Source organism: Streptomyces odontomachicola (genome assembly GCF_039605595.1).
GTDB lineage: Bacteria > Actinomycetota > Actinomycetes > Streptomycetales > Streptomycetaceae > Streptomyces.
In genome coordinates this window covers 24,925-39,278 of record NZ_JBCFOK010000009.1, presented here as the reverse complement: position 1 = coordinate 39,278, position 14,354 = coordinate 24,925, and the positions used below count along the sequence as shown (strand labels likewise).

Here is a 14,354-nt window from a genome sequence, read left to right as displayed (position 1 = left end):
GCCGCTACAGCCAGCCCTTGTCGCGGGCCACGCGTGCCGCCTCCGTGCGGTTGCGTGCGCCGGTCTTCTGGATCGCCGTGGACAGGTAGTTGCGCACCGTGCCGTGCGAGAGGTGCAGGGTCTCGGCGATCTCCGCGTTGGCCGCGCCCTCGGCCGCGGCGCGCAGCACGTCGCTCTCCCGGTCGGTGAGCGGGCTCGCCCCCTCGGACAGCGCGGCGGCGGCCAGCGAGGGGTCGATCACCCGCTCACCGCGCAGCACCCGGCGTACCGCGTCCGCGAGTTGCTCGGCCGGCGCGTCCTTGACCAGGAAGGCGTCGGCGCCCGACTCCATGGCCCGGCGCAGATAGCCGGGCCGCCCGAAGGTGGTGAGGATGACGATCTTGAGGTTCTGTCCTGTGGCGCGCAGCTCGGCCGCCGTGTCCAGGCCCGAGGCGCCGGGCATCTCGATGTCCAGCAGCGCGACATCGGGCCGGTGCTCGCGGACCGCGGCGAGCACCTCGTCGCCGCGGCCCACCTGGGCGGCCACCTCGATGTCCTCCTCCAGGTCGAGCAGCGCGGCCAGCGCCTCGCGGATCATGACCTGGTCCTCGGCAAGCAGCAGTCGGATCACGTCGTTCACCGTACGTGCGCCCGCTCCCCCGCGGCGGGCGCCGTCGAGGGCACCGTCGCGCGCAGCGTGAAGCCGCCCCGCACACCGGCACCGGTCTCCAGCGCGCCGTCCGCGAGGGCCAGCCGCTCGGCGAGTCCGGTCAGCCCGTTGCCCCCGGCCGTGCCGTCGGGGCCGCGGCCGTTGTCGGTGACCGTCAGGCAGACCGTGCCGTCGGCCTGCCCCGCGAGGGTCACCGTGCAGCGGGTCGCGCCGCTGTGCCGCACCACGTTGGTGACCGCCTCGCGCAGCGCCCAGGCCAGCGCGCCCTCGGAGTCCGGCGAGAGCCCGTACTCCTCCTCGGCGTGCTCCTCGCCCTCGGGCAGCTGCGCCGAGACGCCGGCAGCGGCCAACGCGGTGCGCGCACCCGCGAGTTCGACCTCCAGGGTGGGGCGGCGGTAGCCGCTGACGGCCTCCCGCACGTCCACCAGGGCCTGGCGGCTGACCCGTTCGATGTCCGCGACCTGTTCGGCCGCCTGCTCGGGGCGTCCAGGCAGCATCCGGCCCGCCAGCTCGCTCTTCACCGCGATCAGCGAGAGCGAGTGCCCCAGCAGGTCGTGCACGTCGCGGGCCAGCCGCAGCCGCTCCTCGCTCGCGGCGAGCCGTGCCACCGCCGCCCGCGCCGCGCGCAGCTCCCGCGTGGTGTGCACCATCTGCCGCACCCCGGTCATCGCGAACCCGCCCAGCAGCGCCGGGATCACCAGGCTCGGCCACAGCCTGGTCGAGGCCCCGGTGAGCAGCCCGATCAGCGGGATGGCCGCGGTGCACACGGGGATCGCCGCCGAGGCGTGCTTGCCGGGCAGCGCCGCGCCCGAGGCCACCGCCACGTACACGAAGAGCACCAGCCACTCCTCGCCGAACAGCACGGAGAGCACGACCGAGAGCCCGAACAGGGCCCCGAGCGCGCCCACGGCCCAGCGCGAGGGGTACCGGGAGGGCAGCCGGAACACCAGGCTCAGATACACCGCGATGAACAGCGCCAGGCCAAGACCGGCCACGCAGATGCCCAGCGCGGTGTGCCCGCCGTGCAGCAGGTCGGTGACAGGGGCGCCGAGATAGAGCATCCAGATGCAGATCCACATCAGCTTGATGAGGGTCTGCTTGCGGTTCTCCGGCGGGGAGCCGACCGCGGGCATGCCGTCCGCGCCGGAGGGGACCGGCGGGCTCCCTGCGGCGCCCCCGGCGGGGCTCGTGCGCTGCCTGAGTTTCATGCCGTACGGGTGTCCCTGCGGTAGAGGCGGGCGGCCGCGCCCGCGAAGAGGACGAGGTAGACCACCAGGATGCCCACATCCTTCAGGTGCGGCGGGTCGCCCACCTCGACGGCCTGGCCGAGGGCCGCGTACGCGTGGACGGGCAGCCACTCGCCGACGTGCTGCACCCACTCCGGGAGCAGGGTCAGCGGCACCCACAGCCCGCCCGTGAGGGCGAGGCCCAGGTAGGCGAGCATCGTGATCGGGCGCACCGTGTCGCCCGTCGCGACATAGCCGATGGCCACGCCCAGCGCCGCGAACACGAAGCTGCCCGCCCAGGTGCACAGCAGGATCGCGGCCCACTGCCAGGCGTCCAGGCGCACGCCCTTCACCACCGCCGCGGTGATCAGCACCAGTGCGATGGAGGGCAGGCTCACGGTCGCGGCCGCCGCGATCTTCGCGGTCACGTAGCCGCGCCCCGGCAGCGCGGTCAGCCGCAACTGCCGTACCCAGCCCTCGGAACGCTCCTTGGCGATCCGCTCGCTGCTGCCCAGCAGCACGGCGGTCATCGCGCCGAAGGCGGCCATCGCGGCCATGTAGTAGAGCGCCATGTCCACCCCCGTCCCGTGGACCGGGGCCCGGGCCTTGCCCGCGATCAGCAGATAGAGGATCGACGGGTAGATCACCGAGAAGAACATGAACTTCCGGTTGCGCAGGGTGCGCAGGATCTCCAGCTTGATCAGGGTCTTCATGCGGCCTGCTCCTTCTGCGCGGCGGCCTGCGCGGGGGCCTGTACGTCGGCCGCGTCCGCGGGGTGGTCCCCGGCCCCGTCCTCGTCCGCCTGGCTGGTGAGGGTGAGGAACGCCTGCTCCAACCCCAGCCCGGTCACCTCCAGATCGCGGGGGTAGACCCCCAGCCCGTACAGCGCGTGCACCGTCGCGTCCGCGTCGGAGGAGTGCATGCGCACGGTGCCGCGCGGGGCACCGTCTGCGCCGCCGCCCCGCACATCGAGCCTGGTCACGCCCGGCAGCGCGCGCAGCGCCTGCTCGTCGGCCCGGGCGCCGTCCAGCGCGAAGCTGACGCGCCGGATGCCCGCGCGCGCCTTGATCTCGGCCGCCGTGCCGTCCGCGAGCAGCCGGCCGCGGTGGAGCACGAGCACCCGGTCGGCGACCTCGTCGGCCTCCTCCAGATAGTGGGTGGCGAAGAGCACCGTGCGCCCGTCGGCCGCCTGCGCCCGCATCGCCGCCCAGAACGCCTGCCGTACGGCGACGTCCATGCCGGTCGTCGGCTCGTCCAGCACGATCAGGTCGTTGGCGCCCGCGGTGGCCAGCGCGAACCTCACCCGCTGCTCCTGACCGCCGGACAGCTTGTCGGCCATCCGGTCGGCGATCTCCGTGATGCCGGCCGTCTCCAGCACCTGCCGCACGGGGTAGGCGCGCGGGTGCAAGTCGCAGGCGAGCCGCACCAGTTCGCGTACGCGCACGCCCTCCATCAGGCCGCCCGACTGGAGCATGGCGCCCACCCGCCCGTCCTGCACGGCCTGCCGCGGCTCCCGGCCGAACAGCCGCACCCGGCCGGCGGAGCTGCTGCCCTGGGCTCCGCCCGGGTCCGGATTGCGCAGGCCCAGCAGCAGGTCGAGCGCGGTGGACTTGCCCGCGCCGTTCGGCCCGAGCAGGGCGACGGTCTCGCCGGGGTGCAGCGTCACGGAGAGGTCCGCGAGCGCGCGTACGGAGCCGTAGCTCTTGCTCACGCCGTCGAAGACGACGGCGGGCGGCGCGTTCCCCTCCCGGGCGGCGCGCCCCCGCGCCGCGCCGCCCTGTGCGGTGATCCCTTGTGTGGTCATGTCCCCCAGCGTCCGCCCGGAGCCCCCGCGCGCGGCAGTGCCGTCGGTCGTGCATCGGGTCTGACATCTGTCATGGGCGCGGCCATGACGCCTTCTTCCGGGCACGCCGCCCCGTACGCCCGCTGTCCCGTACGCCCGCTGTCCCGTACGTGCGTCATCCCGTACGCGCGCGGGTCAGCTCCCGGTAGTGCGCGCTGCTGTCCAGCAGTTCCTCGTGCGCGCCCGTGGCCACGACCCGGCCGCCGTCCAGCACCACGACCCGGTCGGCTGTGCGGATGGTCGAGCCCCGGTGCGCGATCACCAACAGCGCGCACTCGTACGGGATCCGGGCCATCGCCCCGCGCAGCGCCGCCTCGTTCGCGGCGTCCAGGTGCGCGGTCGGCTCGTCCAGGAGCAGCAGCCCGGGGCGGGCCAGCAGGGCGCGGGCCAGCGCGATCCGCTGCCGCTCCCCGCCGGACAGCGCGGCGCCGCGCTCGCCCGCCTCGGTGTCCAGGCCGCGCGGCAGCCGGGAGACCAGCCCGGTGAGCTGGGTGAGCTCCAGCACGCGGTCGAGTTCCTCGGGAGGGGCGTCCGGGGCGGCGTACAGCAGGTTCTCGCGCAGCGTCCCGTACAGCACCGGTGCGTGCTGTTCCACGAGCCCGATCCGCGCCCTGTGCGCGTCGCGCGGCGACTCGCGCACATCCCGCCCGCCGAAGAGCAGCAGCCCCGCGTCCGGGTCGTAGAAGCGCTCGGCCAGCGCGAACACCGTGGACTTGCCCGCGCCCGAACTGCCGGTCAGCGCGATGTGCCCGCGCCGCGGCACCGCGAAGGAGACGCCGCGCAGCACGGGGCTGTGCGGGGTGTAGCCGAACCACACGTCGCGGAACTCCAGGACGGGGGCGGGGGGTTGTGCGGGGTGCTCGTCGGGGTGCGGGCCGCGCTCGCGTACGTACGCACGCCCTTCCTGCGGGCCCCTCGACCCGCTCGGCCCGCTCGGCTCCGCCGGCAGATTCAGGATCGCGCTGATCCGCCGCAGTGCCCCCAGCCCCTGCCGCATGCTGCTCAGCGCCTGGAAGACCGCCCCGACCGGGCTCATCAGATAGAGCATGTAGAGCAGGAACGCGGCGAGGTCGGCGAAGGAGCCCTGACCGCCCGCGACCCGCAGCCCGCCGATGAGCAGGACGAGCAGGAACGAACCGTTCACGGTCAGCATCACCGCCGGGGACACCACCGCGTCCAGCGCGCCCATCCGCACGCTCTGCGCGTACGCGGCACGCGCCCGCTCCCCGATCCGCCGGGCCTCGCGGCGCTCGGCGCGGCTGGCCCGCACGGTGCGGATGGCGCCCAGCGCGCGTTCGAGCTCGGCGGCCATCGCGCCGGTGGCCTGCTGGGCGCGCAGCGAGGTCCGCTCGATGCCGCGCAGCACCGAGACCACCACCAGCGCCCCCACGGCGATGACCGCGAGCGCCACCAGGAACAGCACCCAGTCCAGCCACACCATCAGCACGACCACGCCGACAAGACCGACGCTGCCGGTCACCGCGTCCGTGAAGCCCTCCGCGATGAGCACCCGCAGCGTCGAACCATCGGCGCCGGCCCGCGAGATGAGGTCCCCGGTTCTGTACCGCTCATAGGTGCGCAGCGGCAGCCGCAGCATGTGCGCGATCAGGTCCAGGCGCAGCCCCAGCACCACGCCCTCGCCGGTCCGCGCGAGCGCGTACCTGGCCACGCCCTGCACCGCGGCCTGCGCCAGGAACAGCGCGACCAGCAGCCAGATCAGCCCGCCGGTGCCCCGGCCCGCGCCCGCCGCCTCCAGCACCCGCTTGACCACCAGCGGCTGCGCCAGCGCCAGCGCGGAACCGGCCAGCGCCAGCACCGCCGCCAGCGTGACCCCGCGCCGCTGCCCGCGCAGGACCCGCAGGACTTCGCGGGTGCCGCTGCGCTGGGCGGCGGCCGCGGCCCGCGTGCTCATCGCGCGGCCCCTGGGTGGTCCCTTACGGGATCCCGTACGGGGCCCCGTACGGGATCCGGCGCGTGCTCCGACAGGCCCTCCGCACCCACCCGTTGCAGCACCGTGAACCCGCTCTGCACGCCCGGGATGTCCGCCAGCACCTCTCCGTACAGCTCGGCCCAGGCGTGGAAGGCGAACCGCCCGCCGATCGAGGTCCGCTGCCGCGCCACCACGACCTGCGCCGGGAGCCCGAGCGCGGAGAGGTACGTGACCAGCGCATACGAGCGCGGCAGGCACAGCGCGTCCGGCGTCACCAGCCGCAGCACGGTGAGGCACGGGATGACCTCGCGGCGCGCGAGGCTCAGCTGCGCCGCCGCACGCGTGCCGTCCGCCTGCTCAGCGGCCCGCATCCCGCGCAGATACCGCTGCGCCCCCGGCCATCCCTCGCGGCGCAGCACCCGCTGCCCCCGGACGGTGTACGAGGCGGCGCGCAGGCGGTCGCGGCGCGGCACCGGCGGCGGCTCCGGGCCCGGCTCCCTGAGCAGGAACTCCCACAGATCGACGGCCCGTTCCCTTGCGGGTTCCCGTACGGGTTCCCGTACGGGTCTCCTGGGGGTCATGCGGGGCGTTCCTCCGGGCGCTCCCCCGGACGCACCTCCGGGCGCTCCTCCACCAGCCGCTTCTCGGAGAGCTGTGCGGCCAGCGTGCCGATGCCCTCGCGCAGGGTGTCCTCGCCCGCGTCGATGCGCTCGGCGAGGTGCCGGGCCGCCTCCTCGGCGGTGTCGTAGCGCAGCGCGGCCTCCAGCATCAGCGTGGCGACCTGGTTGAGCTCGAAGTACACGCCCTGGGCGCCGTCCAGCAGCACCCCGGCGCCGTCCGCCGGGTCGAAGACGGTCCCGTCGGTGAGACGCAGCAGCGGCATACGGATCAACTCCCTTGAGGGTCCCGAGGGCAGGCCCCTTACTGGCTGACGGCCGTCTTCCGTTCCAGATCCCGCAGGAACAGTTCGACCATCGCGGAGCACAGCAGACTCTCCGCGTTGCGCCGGAGCGCCGCGGGGTTGCCGAGTACCCCGGCCAGCCGCTCCTGATCCACCACGCCGGCCGCCGCCAGCCGCGAGCGCGGGTCGCCGAGTATGCGCTCCAGCACGCCGGGGTGCCGGAGGCACCAGCTCTCGTCCGGCGAGGCCAGCCAGGTGCGCCCGTAGTGCCGCCACACCTCGGGCGGCAGCCGGTCAGCGGCGGCCAGCCGCAGCACCGGCTTGTCCACGGTGCGGCCCCCGTAGGGGATCACCCTGTACGCGTCGGGCAGCCGGGCCGCGAGCCCGCGCAGCGCGCGGCAGCCCAGCGGCTTGCCGAACACGATGCCGCGCGGCCGCCAGAGCGTCAGCCCGAGCGTCTGCTCCTGCGGCGCGAAGTCCACCGCGTACTCCTCGGGCGCGGCCCCCGGCACCGGCACCAGGAAGTCGCTGCCGAGCTCGACCTCCGCGTACGCCTCGGGGTCGGCGTAGAGCGAGTACGAGGGGCGTGCGCTGCGCAGAATGCGCCGCAGCTCCCAGCGCGTGGCCAGCAGGCCCTGGAGCATCCGGTACTTCTCCCGCCGCCGCACGTCCCCGGCCAGCACGTCGTACAGCCCGTACCGCAGCGGCCCGAAGAGCATGTCCCCCTCGAGCCCCGACAGCAGCACCCGTACGCCGTCCGCCGCGACCCGGTCGGCGACCCGCTCCAGCGACCGCAGCCAGACGTGGTTGTACGGATGCGGGAAGTCCCACGCGCCGCCTTCCCCCGCGAAGTAGTCCTCCTCCGCTGTCGCCCGGGGGACGGTCACCAGCGGCACGCCCAGCCGCGCGCAGACGGCCCGCGCGTACGCCGACTCGTCGGCCGCCGGATCGTCCGTGCCCATGTGGTACGCCACGACCTCGGCGCCCTGCCTGACCAGCGCGTCCAGCACGAGCGCCGAGTCGACGCCGCCGGAGAGCAGCACGCCGGTGGGGCCGCGGTCCGCCGCGTACGGCCGGACCTCCTGCTCCAGCAGCTCCCGCAGCAGCCCCGCGTACGTCCGCAGAGTCGCCCGGCGTGGCAGGTCCGGGGGCACGGGGCGGTCGAATCGTTCGCGTCGCCCGAACCACTCGGGCCCGATCCGCCCCGCGCCCCCGAGCTTCAGCGCGGCGAGTTCCCCGGCGCGCAGCGTCCCCATTCCCGGATAGACGAAGACGTCCTCGCCGCGGCAACTGCGCCACAGCGCCTCCCGGGAGAATTCCGGAAGGCGCCCGCCCAGCAGATCACGCGGATCACTGGACCACTCGACGGCCCCGTCCGGCACCCTCCGGAAGAAAACCTGCTCGGGACTGCTCAATCCGCGGAACACCACGACCCGTTCCGGCGTCACGACACATCCGCACGCGTCCCCGGGAAGCTCCCGCAGAATTCCGTACCGCGCGTTCCCGATTTCCCGTACGACCCGGCCCACGAATTCAGCCGAGCCCCGGAACCCCGTTCCCCCGCACAACAACAAGGCGGCTCCCGCGGCCGGTTGCGGAATTCCTTCACCCGGCCCCGGGAGAACCCACTGCACCGCGTGATCCCCGCCCCCGGGCCGCCGCTCCCCGAACTCCCTCACCTGGCAGGCGAGTCGCCCTCCGCCCCCGGCCCGCCCCGAGCATCCGGCCCAGTACACGACGTCAGAGGATGTTTCCGTGCCCCAGCAGATCGGGCACCCCGTGCCGGAGCTGCCCGGTCAACTCCTCGACCCGGCCCATACACAGAACGACCGGCGGAACATACTGAATCATGTCGTCACCTTCTCCCTGAGACGAGACCCAGCAACAACAAAATCAACGCTAGCACCGCTCCAACAAAGCCGCCCAGCGAACTAATTGACGGGAAAATCATGCCGGGTGCGGAGGTGTGGGCAACACGACACCCACCCCTTTTCTCCTGCGCACGGAAGGGTTCGCAGCGTGCGCGGCCCCGGAGAGGCGCGTGGGCGGTGCATACGCACCGCCCACAGCTGGCACGGTAAGCGCATGAGCACCACCGAACCCCCCCGCCGTCACGGAAACGCCCCGTGAACGGCACGCACTCCGGCGCCCACGAGGAGAAGAAGGAGCCAGCATGCACGGCCACGGTCACGGGATCTTCTCCGTCCTCCCCTGGTGGGTCGGGCTCATCATCGCCGCAGTCTGCTTCGGCATGGCCTGGTACAAGAACGGCAGATGAGCGATGAACGCGGCACATACGGATCGGCAGGCAAGGGAGGGTCAGCAGCCATGAAGGCGAGCACGTTCCCGTGGGCCGGCTTCATGATCGCCTGGGCCGTCTACGGCTTCGCCACGGGCAACTGGAGGGGCGGCCTGGCCGTGCTGGGCCTGTGCGCAGCCATCTCCGCCGCTCTGTTCGCCGGGCGCCGGTACACGCTCCGGCAGATGCTCAAGGCCGGGGACGAGTAGATGCATGGAGGCAGCCCCGGCGGCCATATAGGTGTCGCCCAGGGTTTCGGAGCGGGCGGCAGCGGCAAGCCGCAGAAGGTCGGAAAGGTCACCACCTTCTTCACCTACCTCATCGTCGCCTTCCTGGCCGCCAGCGGAGTCTTCGGTCTCCTCCAGTCCTGGCTGCACATCCTCTGGCTCTCCTGCATCGGCGTCGGAGCAGTAGGAGTCGGTGTCCCCTTCTACCGGTGGCGGTACCGGCACCACTACGCCCGCCAGCAGGCATACGAGGAGGGGGCGTTCCACGAAGACGAGGACTGCGAGTGAGACCCGGCCTTCGCCGACCGGTGACGCTAGGCCCTCAACCTCCCCTAGCCTGCGGGCCGTTGACGCGCGGAGCGGCCATACCCCACCACCGGTCCGGACAACCAAAGAGCCCCAGGCCGCTGACCTGGGGCTTCATCACTGAGCGGGCGACGGGAATCGAACCCGCGCTCTGAGCTTGGGAATCACAGTGGCGGCAGGCAGTTGGAGCGCTGGCCTGCGCGCCGCCTTGCGTGCCCCTCGGCCGGCACCCTCAACGCCCCGCTGTTGACCGTGGTTTACCGACGCTACGGTCACGGATCGGGCACGTCTGTGGACACCACTTTAGGAGATTTGGGGCGAGGGGAAACGGACGTGCGTATGCGCAGTCAACTTCCTGGCATCGTCGCGTGCGCCCGAGCTCGCCACGGTGTGCTGGTGTCTGCTCTCGTGGTGTTGTAGGGGGCGTCACCCTCGCCATCGGTTGCGATGCTGCTTCACGCAATTTAGATCGATGGCGTGCTGAGGATGAGTATTTAGAGGACCTATCTCCTCGCCTCCCCGGATGACGGTGAGGTCGTCGGTAAGGACAATGGCGCCAGAATCAAACAATACATGACAGTTTGGGCAAAGGCAGAGGATGTTGCTAGTCTTGTCCGCGCCATTGTGAGGGCTTCCAAGTTCCTGAATATGCGCCCCTTCGCAGTAGCTGCCGCCAGGTACCTCGATGCGCACCCTGCAAATCTGGCACTGATTGTCGTACCACTCCTTAACCTGGCGATTAGCTGGCCCGCTCCACACGATTCGCTGTACGGTAGTAGCCACTTGTTCGGGCTTGGCGCTTCCCTTCGGCTCCGATGATTCCGTTCGTTGGATTTCGGACCCTGTGAGATCGCCTAGAGTGAGTTGTCGCTCATTTGGCATGGGAGTTCCCTCGCATGCTTCGAGTCGAAACTGCCAGATTTTGAAGCCATCGATGCTGGACTTGCTGCCGTAGGTAGTTACTCGGTATAGGCCGTCGTATCGGTATCCCTCGATGGGGGCGTAAGGTGAAGCGCTTTGCCAACCACGGAGAACCCTGACCGGGAGTCCTTCCAGGTAGCTGGTAACCAGGGCTGCGTTACCGGGGTCGTCCAAGGATTGATCGCTGACTTGGTTCCTTGAAGTGTCTTGACCTCCGTGGCCGGTGTAGATAATGACGTCGCCGTAGTCCTCGTCGTCCTTGTAGCCACCCGAGACAACGATGGACTCTGCTCCGGTCTTTCTGGTCCCGCAGATACCCGCTTGAAGAGGGCGATGCACTCCTGCCTCGTGCGCTTGACGACGAGTCTTGAATTGGTGACCAGGCTGAACTTCGCCCATGGGCCGGAGTGGCGTAGTTCGGCGGCTTTTGGTGAGAAGAATATCCCCTGCTGCGTTGATTGCGCGGCGTTTAGGTCGAGGAAATCCGAGTGAGAGGAGTTTAAGCTCCACCTTGCGGAATACCTCATCCAACGAGAGTGATTCTTCGTCCTGGAGGGCAACTAGTAGAGCATCGGTGAAAGCTGTGTATTTTTCGCCTGCTGGCGCATAAGATGTTGAGTTCGCTGGCGTCGACGTCATTGTGTAGGTGCCGGCGATGTCGATTTGCCCGCTAATTACGCTGTGGTCATCGGACATGGCTTGAATCGCCCGACCTGAGAAGCAGCAGTCCAATACGAGAATGCGAATTTTAGCAGGGCTGGCGACAATTTCGTCCCGAAGCGTGTCGAAGGAGAGAGCTGTCCATCGCATTTGCTCGGGTTTCGTAGAAGACAGCGCCAGGTAGAGTCTGCCGCGTTCATCAACCAAGCCGTGTCCACTGTAGTACACGAACAACATGTCTGTAGCTTCCGAGCTTTGTGCCAGAGCCTGGCCCACGTCTGACGGTGCTACAGGATTTTCGAGAAGTGTGGAGTGTTGAGGAGGGATTATCCCGGTTGATGAGTCGGTGAGTACGGCCTGAAGGCCCTCAAGGTTGGCTTTAACGGATGGGATTGAGGGAAGTCCGGTCGCCTCAGGGAAACTGCTGGAGCCAATAAGTACTGCTCGCGACTGTTCGCCATCGGGGAAGCGGGTCACGACGCTCCCTCTTCGCTCAAAATGCGCTCTATGTCCTTCGCTAGCGCTTGGGCATCGACGCGCTTGGCATCGACTTCAACGCTTCGCCCGTTTGGTGCATTTACGGTGAGCTTCACGTCCGAGCGACGTTGCGAGATCCAAGCGGTCAGCGAGCCGGCAAGCGCCGCGGCAACGCCCCCGGAGCCAAGGGCTACCGCGAGTGCATCGACTAGTCCGCCCATCTCGTCCGATTTGACCGGGGCATGTTCCAACTGGACCTGACTCCGTAGGGCATCGTCCCATTGCAACCAAGCCAGCAGCGACCGCAGTTCGTCGTCTCCGTTGTCAGTCCGGATTCGCAGTAGTTGAGAGTCTGAGTGCGCCACATGCATATCTTGCCGGGCATCGATTGAACGCGCAGCAGCTTTCGCGTGGGTGGGGAGGGAGTGCGGCAGGTTGTAGCTGCACGTAGTGATCTGTATGCAAAACGTGTTCACCGGTAGGGTGGCCTATGCACCTGCTGCTACACGGAAGCCAATGGCTCCTAACCAGCAAGAGCAACCTGCAGCTATTCGTATTAGATGACTCTGTGTTCTCGATCGGGTAGCACCTCTCGATGGAGCCCGGCGCTTGGAGTCGTTGAACGCTCCTCGTCGCCTGGTGCGTCTCGTCGCCCACCATTCGGGAGCTGTGTACGAAGCAGAGCGCTGCGGAGACCAGCGAGCTGGAGTCATACGAGGGTGAGGACACTGCGCTCCTGGATGCGCTGATCTTCACCTGGGCGGTGCCGCACGCTCGAACGTCTCGATGTCGCGAGATCGGAGCCTCGGCTCAGCCGGTGCAGGGGCCCGGCCGACCTGCCAAGCCGTCGTCGGTACGCATAGAGGTCAACGCGCAGGCTCATCAAGGCAGATCGGGCACGCAACGGGCACGAGGGCTCTGGAGGGGTGTGGACAATCAAAAAGCCCCAGGCCGCTGACCTGGGGCTTCATCTCTGAGCGGGCGACGGGAATCGAACCCGCGCTCTGAGCTTGGGAATCAACGACGCTTCCATGCCCGCTAACCGTACTGACCTGCGGAAATCCGTCACTCGCGGTGCTCGTAAGGGGTCTGGAAGCACCGCTGTGGGACACGTTGTGCCCTCCCGAAGGGCACGGATGGGGCACGGGCCCGAGGAGGCGGGCTCGGGAGCCTGCTACCGGCGCCGACGTGGAGGTGGACCGAAGCAGACGTTGCGGGTGCAAGGTCGCAGTTTGTGTTCGGTTTGCCTGCGGTCGTCAACGCCTGCCTGACACTCTGACGCCGTGACGTATGTCGTGACCGCGGATGTCCGCATCTCCGACGGCGCGCCGGAGATGGATGCGCTGCACTGTGTTGGTGCCAGGGCGCTGTTGGACGAAGGAATCGAGTCGATCGAAGCGATCGAGGGGCCGGACGGTGTCGAGGTCGACATCTTCGACTCCCTCGTGGCGGTCTATCCCGGCGGTGCGCTCCTCAAGCTATTCGTCGACGCACCGACGCTGGAGATCGCCGAGGAGGCTGTCGGCTCGGTCATCGAAGAGCTGCTGGAGCGCTCCGAGCTGCTGTCGGACTGGACGGTCGAGAAGTCTGAGGTCGAGCTCCACGAGGAGCTGGCGCAGGAGAGCCTCGACGCTGCTGAGGGACCGGACGCACCGCCTGCGGATCCCGCGGACCGTCGTGCTGCGCTTGCCGGCGCTGCCGAGGTGACGGGCCCGAGTGAGGCTGAACTGGCCGCAGAGCGTGAGGACATGCGGGTCAGGTTCACTGCGCTGGCGGCTGATCTCGCAGCCTTCCCCCTGTCTGCCTTCGGTGTCGCGGACGACGAGGCCGACGACGGTGAAGAGGACTACGAAGTCGGTGTTGCTCCGGAGGACGCCAAGGTCGCGGCCGGGGCGTTGGTCCACAGCACGGTCGTGATGGTGGACGAGCTGTTCCAGGACCTGCATGTCCTCATGCGGGAGGAGACGAACGTCGCGGAGACCGAGCACCCGATGTGGGTGCTCGACGAGCTGCCCAGCCGCTACGCCCTGCAGTACGACGCGAAGTTCGCGCGCCGTTTCCTGACCACCGTCCTCGCGATGACCACCCGCTTCACCGACGGGAGCTTCCAGCAGCTCGGCTGCCTCGCAGAGGAGCTGGCGCTCAAGCTCCTCCTGGACCAGACAACCTCCACGCTGGAAACCTTCGGTCTCCTCAGCGCCGGACCCTCGCAGGCGCTCGACTGCTTCGCCGAGGAGATCTATGAGGACATGGACTTCGAGTGGCTCTACGACGACTCGAAGGACGGCATCGACGAGGACGAAGCGCTCGACCGCTTTGGCATCACCCCGCTGGGGTTCGCCTCGTGGTTCCGCCCCTTCAACGAAGGCCGGTACGTCCACCCGTTCTCCTCCGACGAACCCTGCCGCAGCGGGGCCTCATAAGGGTCTGCGGTCGTTACCTCATAGTTCGGGCGGTTGACGGCCCTTCCGCTCACGCATCATGCGGCGGGCAGGCGCATGCGGATGAGGATGGTGGTGCCGTGGGTGCCGGTGCGCATGTCGGCGGCGTCGCTGAGTTGCCGGATGATCCACAGGCCGCGGCCGTTGAGGTGGGAGGTGCTGGGTGGAAGGTATCCGGCCAGCGCGGTGTCCAGGGTGCCCTTGGGGGCTGTCACTTCGCAGCGCAGTTCGTCCCTCGCGGTCCAGATGCGGCAGACGGCCTCGGCTCCCGCGTGCTCGATGGCGTTGGCCACGGCTTCGTCCACGCAGACCAGAAGGTCGTCGCGGCGGTTGCGGTCGAGGCGAGCGGTACGTGCATGCTCGGCCACGAAGCGCCGCAGCCGCGCCAGTTGCCGCGGGTCGCAGATCCGGCACTCCTCGCAGCGCGTGGGCGGGCGGTGCGGAGTCGCATGCCGCGCTGAATTCGCGCGGGGC

14 protein-coding genes are annotated in these 14,354 nt (G+C 69.6%); 3 read left to right on the top strand and 11 right to left on the bottom strand.

Annotated elements, in window-relative coordinates:
* Positions 1-4 precede the first annotated feature (4 nt).
* The 8 genes from ABEE00_RS17945 to ABEE00_RS17910 form a co-directional block, all read right to left on the bottom strand.
* On the bottom strand, positions 5-577 hold the full coding sequence (locus ABEE00_RS17945) for a response regulator (RefSeq protein WP_451918619.1): 573 nt from the start codon (positions 575-577) through the stop codon (positions 5-7).
* A 38-nt stretch (positions 578-615) separates the two neighbouring features.
* Positions 616-1,782 (bottom strand): sensor histidine kinase, encoded by a 1,167-nt coding sequence (locus ABEE00_RS17940; protein WP_345746750.1) that lies wholly within the window; start codon positions 1,780-1,782, stop codon positions 616-618.
* A gap of 71 nt (positions 1,783-1,853) precedes the next feature.
* Positions 1,854-2,588 (bottom strand): ABC transporter permease, encoded by a 735-nt coding sequence (locus tag ABEE00_RS17935; RefSeq protein WP_345746539.1) that lies wholly within the window; start codon positions 2,586-2,588, stop codon positions 1,854-1,856.
* Positions 2,585-3,679: an ABC transporter ATP-binding protein gene (locus tag ABEE00_RS17930; RefSeq protein WP_345746538.1), complete on the bottom strand. Its 1,095-nt coding sequence runs from the start codon at positions 3,677-3,679 to the stop codon at positions 2,585-2,587. Before ABEE00_RS17930 ends, ABEE00_RS17935 begins: the two co-directional genes overlap by 4 nt.
* Positions 3,680-3,833: 154 nt before the next feature.
* Complete coding sequence (locus ABEE00_RS17925) at positions 3,834-5,630, bottom strand: ABC transporter ATP-binding protein (protein WP_345746537.1); 1,797 nt, start codon at positions 5,628-5,630, stop codon at positions 3,834-3,836.
* Complete coding sequence (locus tag ABEE00_RS17920; protein WP_345746536.1) at positions 5,627-6,229, bottom strand: lasso peptide biosynthesis B2 protein; 603 nt, start codon at positions 6,227-6,229, stop codon at positions 5,627-5,629. The genes ABEE00_RS17925 and ABEE00_RS17920 overlap by 4 nt, the downstream gene beginning before the upstream one ends.
* Positions 6,226-6,531, bottom strand: coding sequence for a PqqD family protein (locus ABEE00_RS17915; protein ID WP_345746535.1), 306 nt, complete (start codon positions 6,529-6,531; stop codon positions 6,226-6,228). The genes ABEE00_RS17920 and ABEE00_RS17915 overlap by 4 nt, the downstream gene beginning before the upstream one ends.
* A 38-nt stretch (positions 6,532-6,569) precedes the next feature.
* The gene (locus ABEE00_RS17910; RefSeq protein ID WP_345746534.1) at positions 6,570-7,997 is read right to left on the bottom strand and encodes an asparagine synthase C-terminal domain-containing protein; all 1,428 of its coding nucleotides are present in this window, start codon (positions 7,995-7,997) and stop codon (positions 6,570-6,572) included.
* Positions 7,998-8,877: 880 nt separating this feature from the next.
* Here ABEE00_RS17910 and ABEE00_RS17905 point away from each other — a divergent pair.
* Both ABEE00_RS17905 and ABEE00_RS17900 read left to right on the top strand, forming a co-directional pair.
* Positions 8,878-9,057, top strand: coding sequence for a hypothetical protein (locus ABEE00_RS17905; protein ID WP_345746533.1), 180 nt, complete (start codon positions 8,878-8,880; stop codon positions 9,055-9,057).
* A complete protein-coding gene (locus ABEE00_RS17900) occupies positions 9,058-9,363 on the top strand; it encodes a hypothetical protein (protein ID WP_345746532.1) in 306 nt (101 codons plus the stop codon).
* A gap of 444 nt (positions 9,364-9,807) precedes the next feature.
* On the opposite strand, the gene ABEE00_RS17895 is transcribed toward ABEE00_RS17900, so the two are convergent.
* Together ABEE00_RS17895 and ABEE00_RS17890 are read right to left on the bottom strand one after the other, a co-directional pair.
* Positions 9,808-11,439: a caspase, EACC1-associated type gene (locus tag ABEE00_RS17895; protein WP_451918608.1), complete on the bottom strand. Its 1,632-nt coding sequence runs from the start codon at positions 11,437-11,439 to the stop codon at positions 9,808-9,810.
* Complete coding sequence (locus tag ABEE00_RS17890; protein WP_345746530.1) at positions 11,436-11,804, bottom strand: effector-associated constant component EACC1; 369 nt, start codon at positions 11,802-11,804, stop codon at positions 11,436-11,438. Before ABEE00_RS17890 ends, ABEE00_RS17895 begins: the two co-directional genes overlap by 4 nt.
* 918 nt (positions 11,805-12,722) lie before the next feature.
* Here ABEE00_RS17890 and ABEE00_RS17885 point away from each other — a divergent pair.
* Positions 12,723-13,862 (top strand): hypothetical protein, encoded by a 1,140-nt coding sequence (locus ABEE00_RS17885; RefSeq protein ID WP_345746529.1) that lies wholly within the window; start codon positions 12,723-12,725, stop codon positions 13,860-13,862.
* Positions 13,863-13,918: 56 nt separating this feature from the next.
* Here ABEE00_RS17885 and ABEE00_RS17880 read toward each other — a convergent pair whose 3' ends face one another.
* The gene (locus ABEE00_RS17880; RefSeq protein WP_345746749.1) at positions 13,919-14,269 is read right to left on the bottom strand and encodes an ATP-binding protein; all 351 of its coding nucleotides are present in this window, start codon (positions 14,267-14,269) and stop codon (positions 13,919-13,921) included.
* Between the last annotated feature and the right edge of the window lie 85 nt (positions 14,270-14,354).

What these genes read in the sequence shown, in the direction of transcription:
- ABEE00_RS17945 (WP_451918619.1), bottom strand. Translation starts at nt 577, where the DNA reads ATGATCCGCGAGGCGCTGGCCGCGCTGCTCGACCTGGAGGAGGACATC.
- ABEE00_RS17940 (WP_345746750.1), bottom strand. Translation starts at nt 1,782, where the DNA reads ATGCCCGCGGTCGGCTCCCCGCCGGAGAACCGCAAGCAGACCCTCATC.
- ABEE00_RS17935 (WP_345746539.1), bottom strand. Translation starts at nt 2,588, where the DNA reads ATGAAGACCCTGATCAAGCTGGAGATCCTGCGCACCCTGCGCAACCGG.
- ABEE00_RS17930 (WP_345746538.1), bottom strand. Translation starts at nt 3,679, where the DNA reads ATGACCACACAAGGGATCACCGCACAGGGCGGCGCGGCGCGGGGGCGC.
- ABEE00_RS17925 (WP_345746537.1), bottom strand. Translation starts at nt 5,630, where the DNA reads ATGAGCACGCGGGCCGCGGCCGCCGCCCAGCGCAGCGGCACCCGCGAA.
- ABEE00_RS17920 (WP_345746536.1), bottom strand. Translation starts at nt 6,229, where the DNA reads ATGACCCCCAGGAGACCCGTACGGGAACCCGTACGGGAACCCGCAAGG.
- ABEE00_RS17915 (WP_345746535.1), bottom strand. Translation starts at nt 6,531, where the DNA reads ATGCCGCTGCTGCGTCTCACCGACGGGACCGTCTTCGACCCGGCGGAC.
- ABEE00_RS17905 (WP_345746533.1), top strand. Translation starts at nt 8,878, where the DNA reads ATGAAGGCGAGCACGTTCCCGTGGGCCGGCTTCATGATCGCCTGGGCC.
- ABEE00_RS17900 (WP_345746532.1), top strand. Translation starts at nt 9,058, where the DNA reads ATGCATGGAGGCAGCCCCGGCGGCCATATAGGTGTCGCCCAGGGTTTC.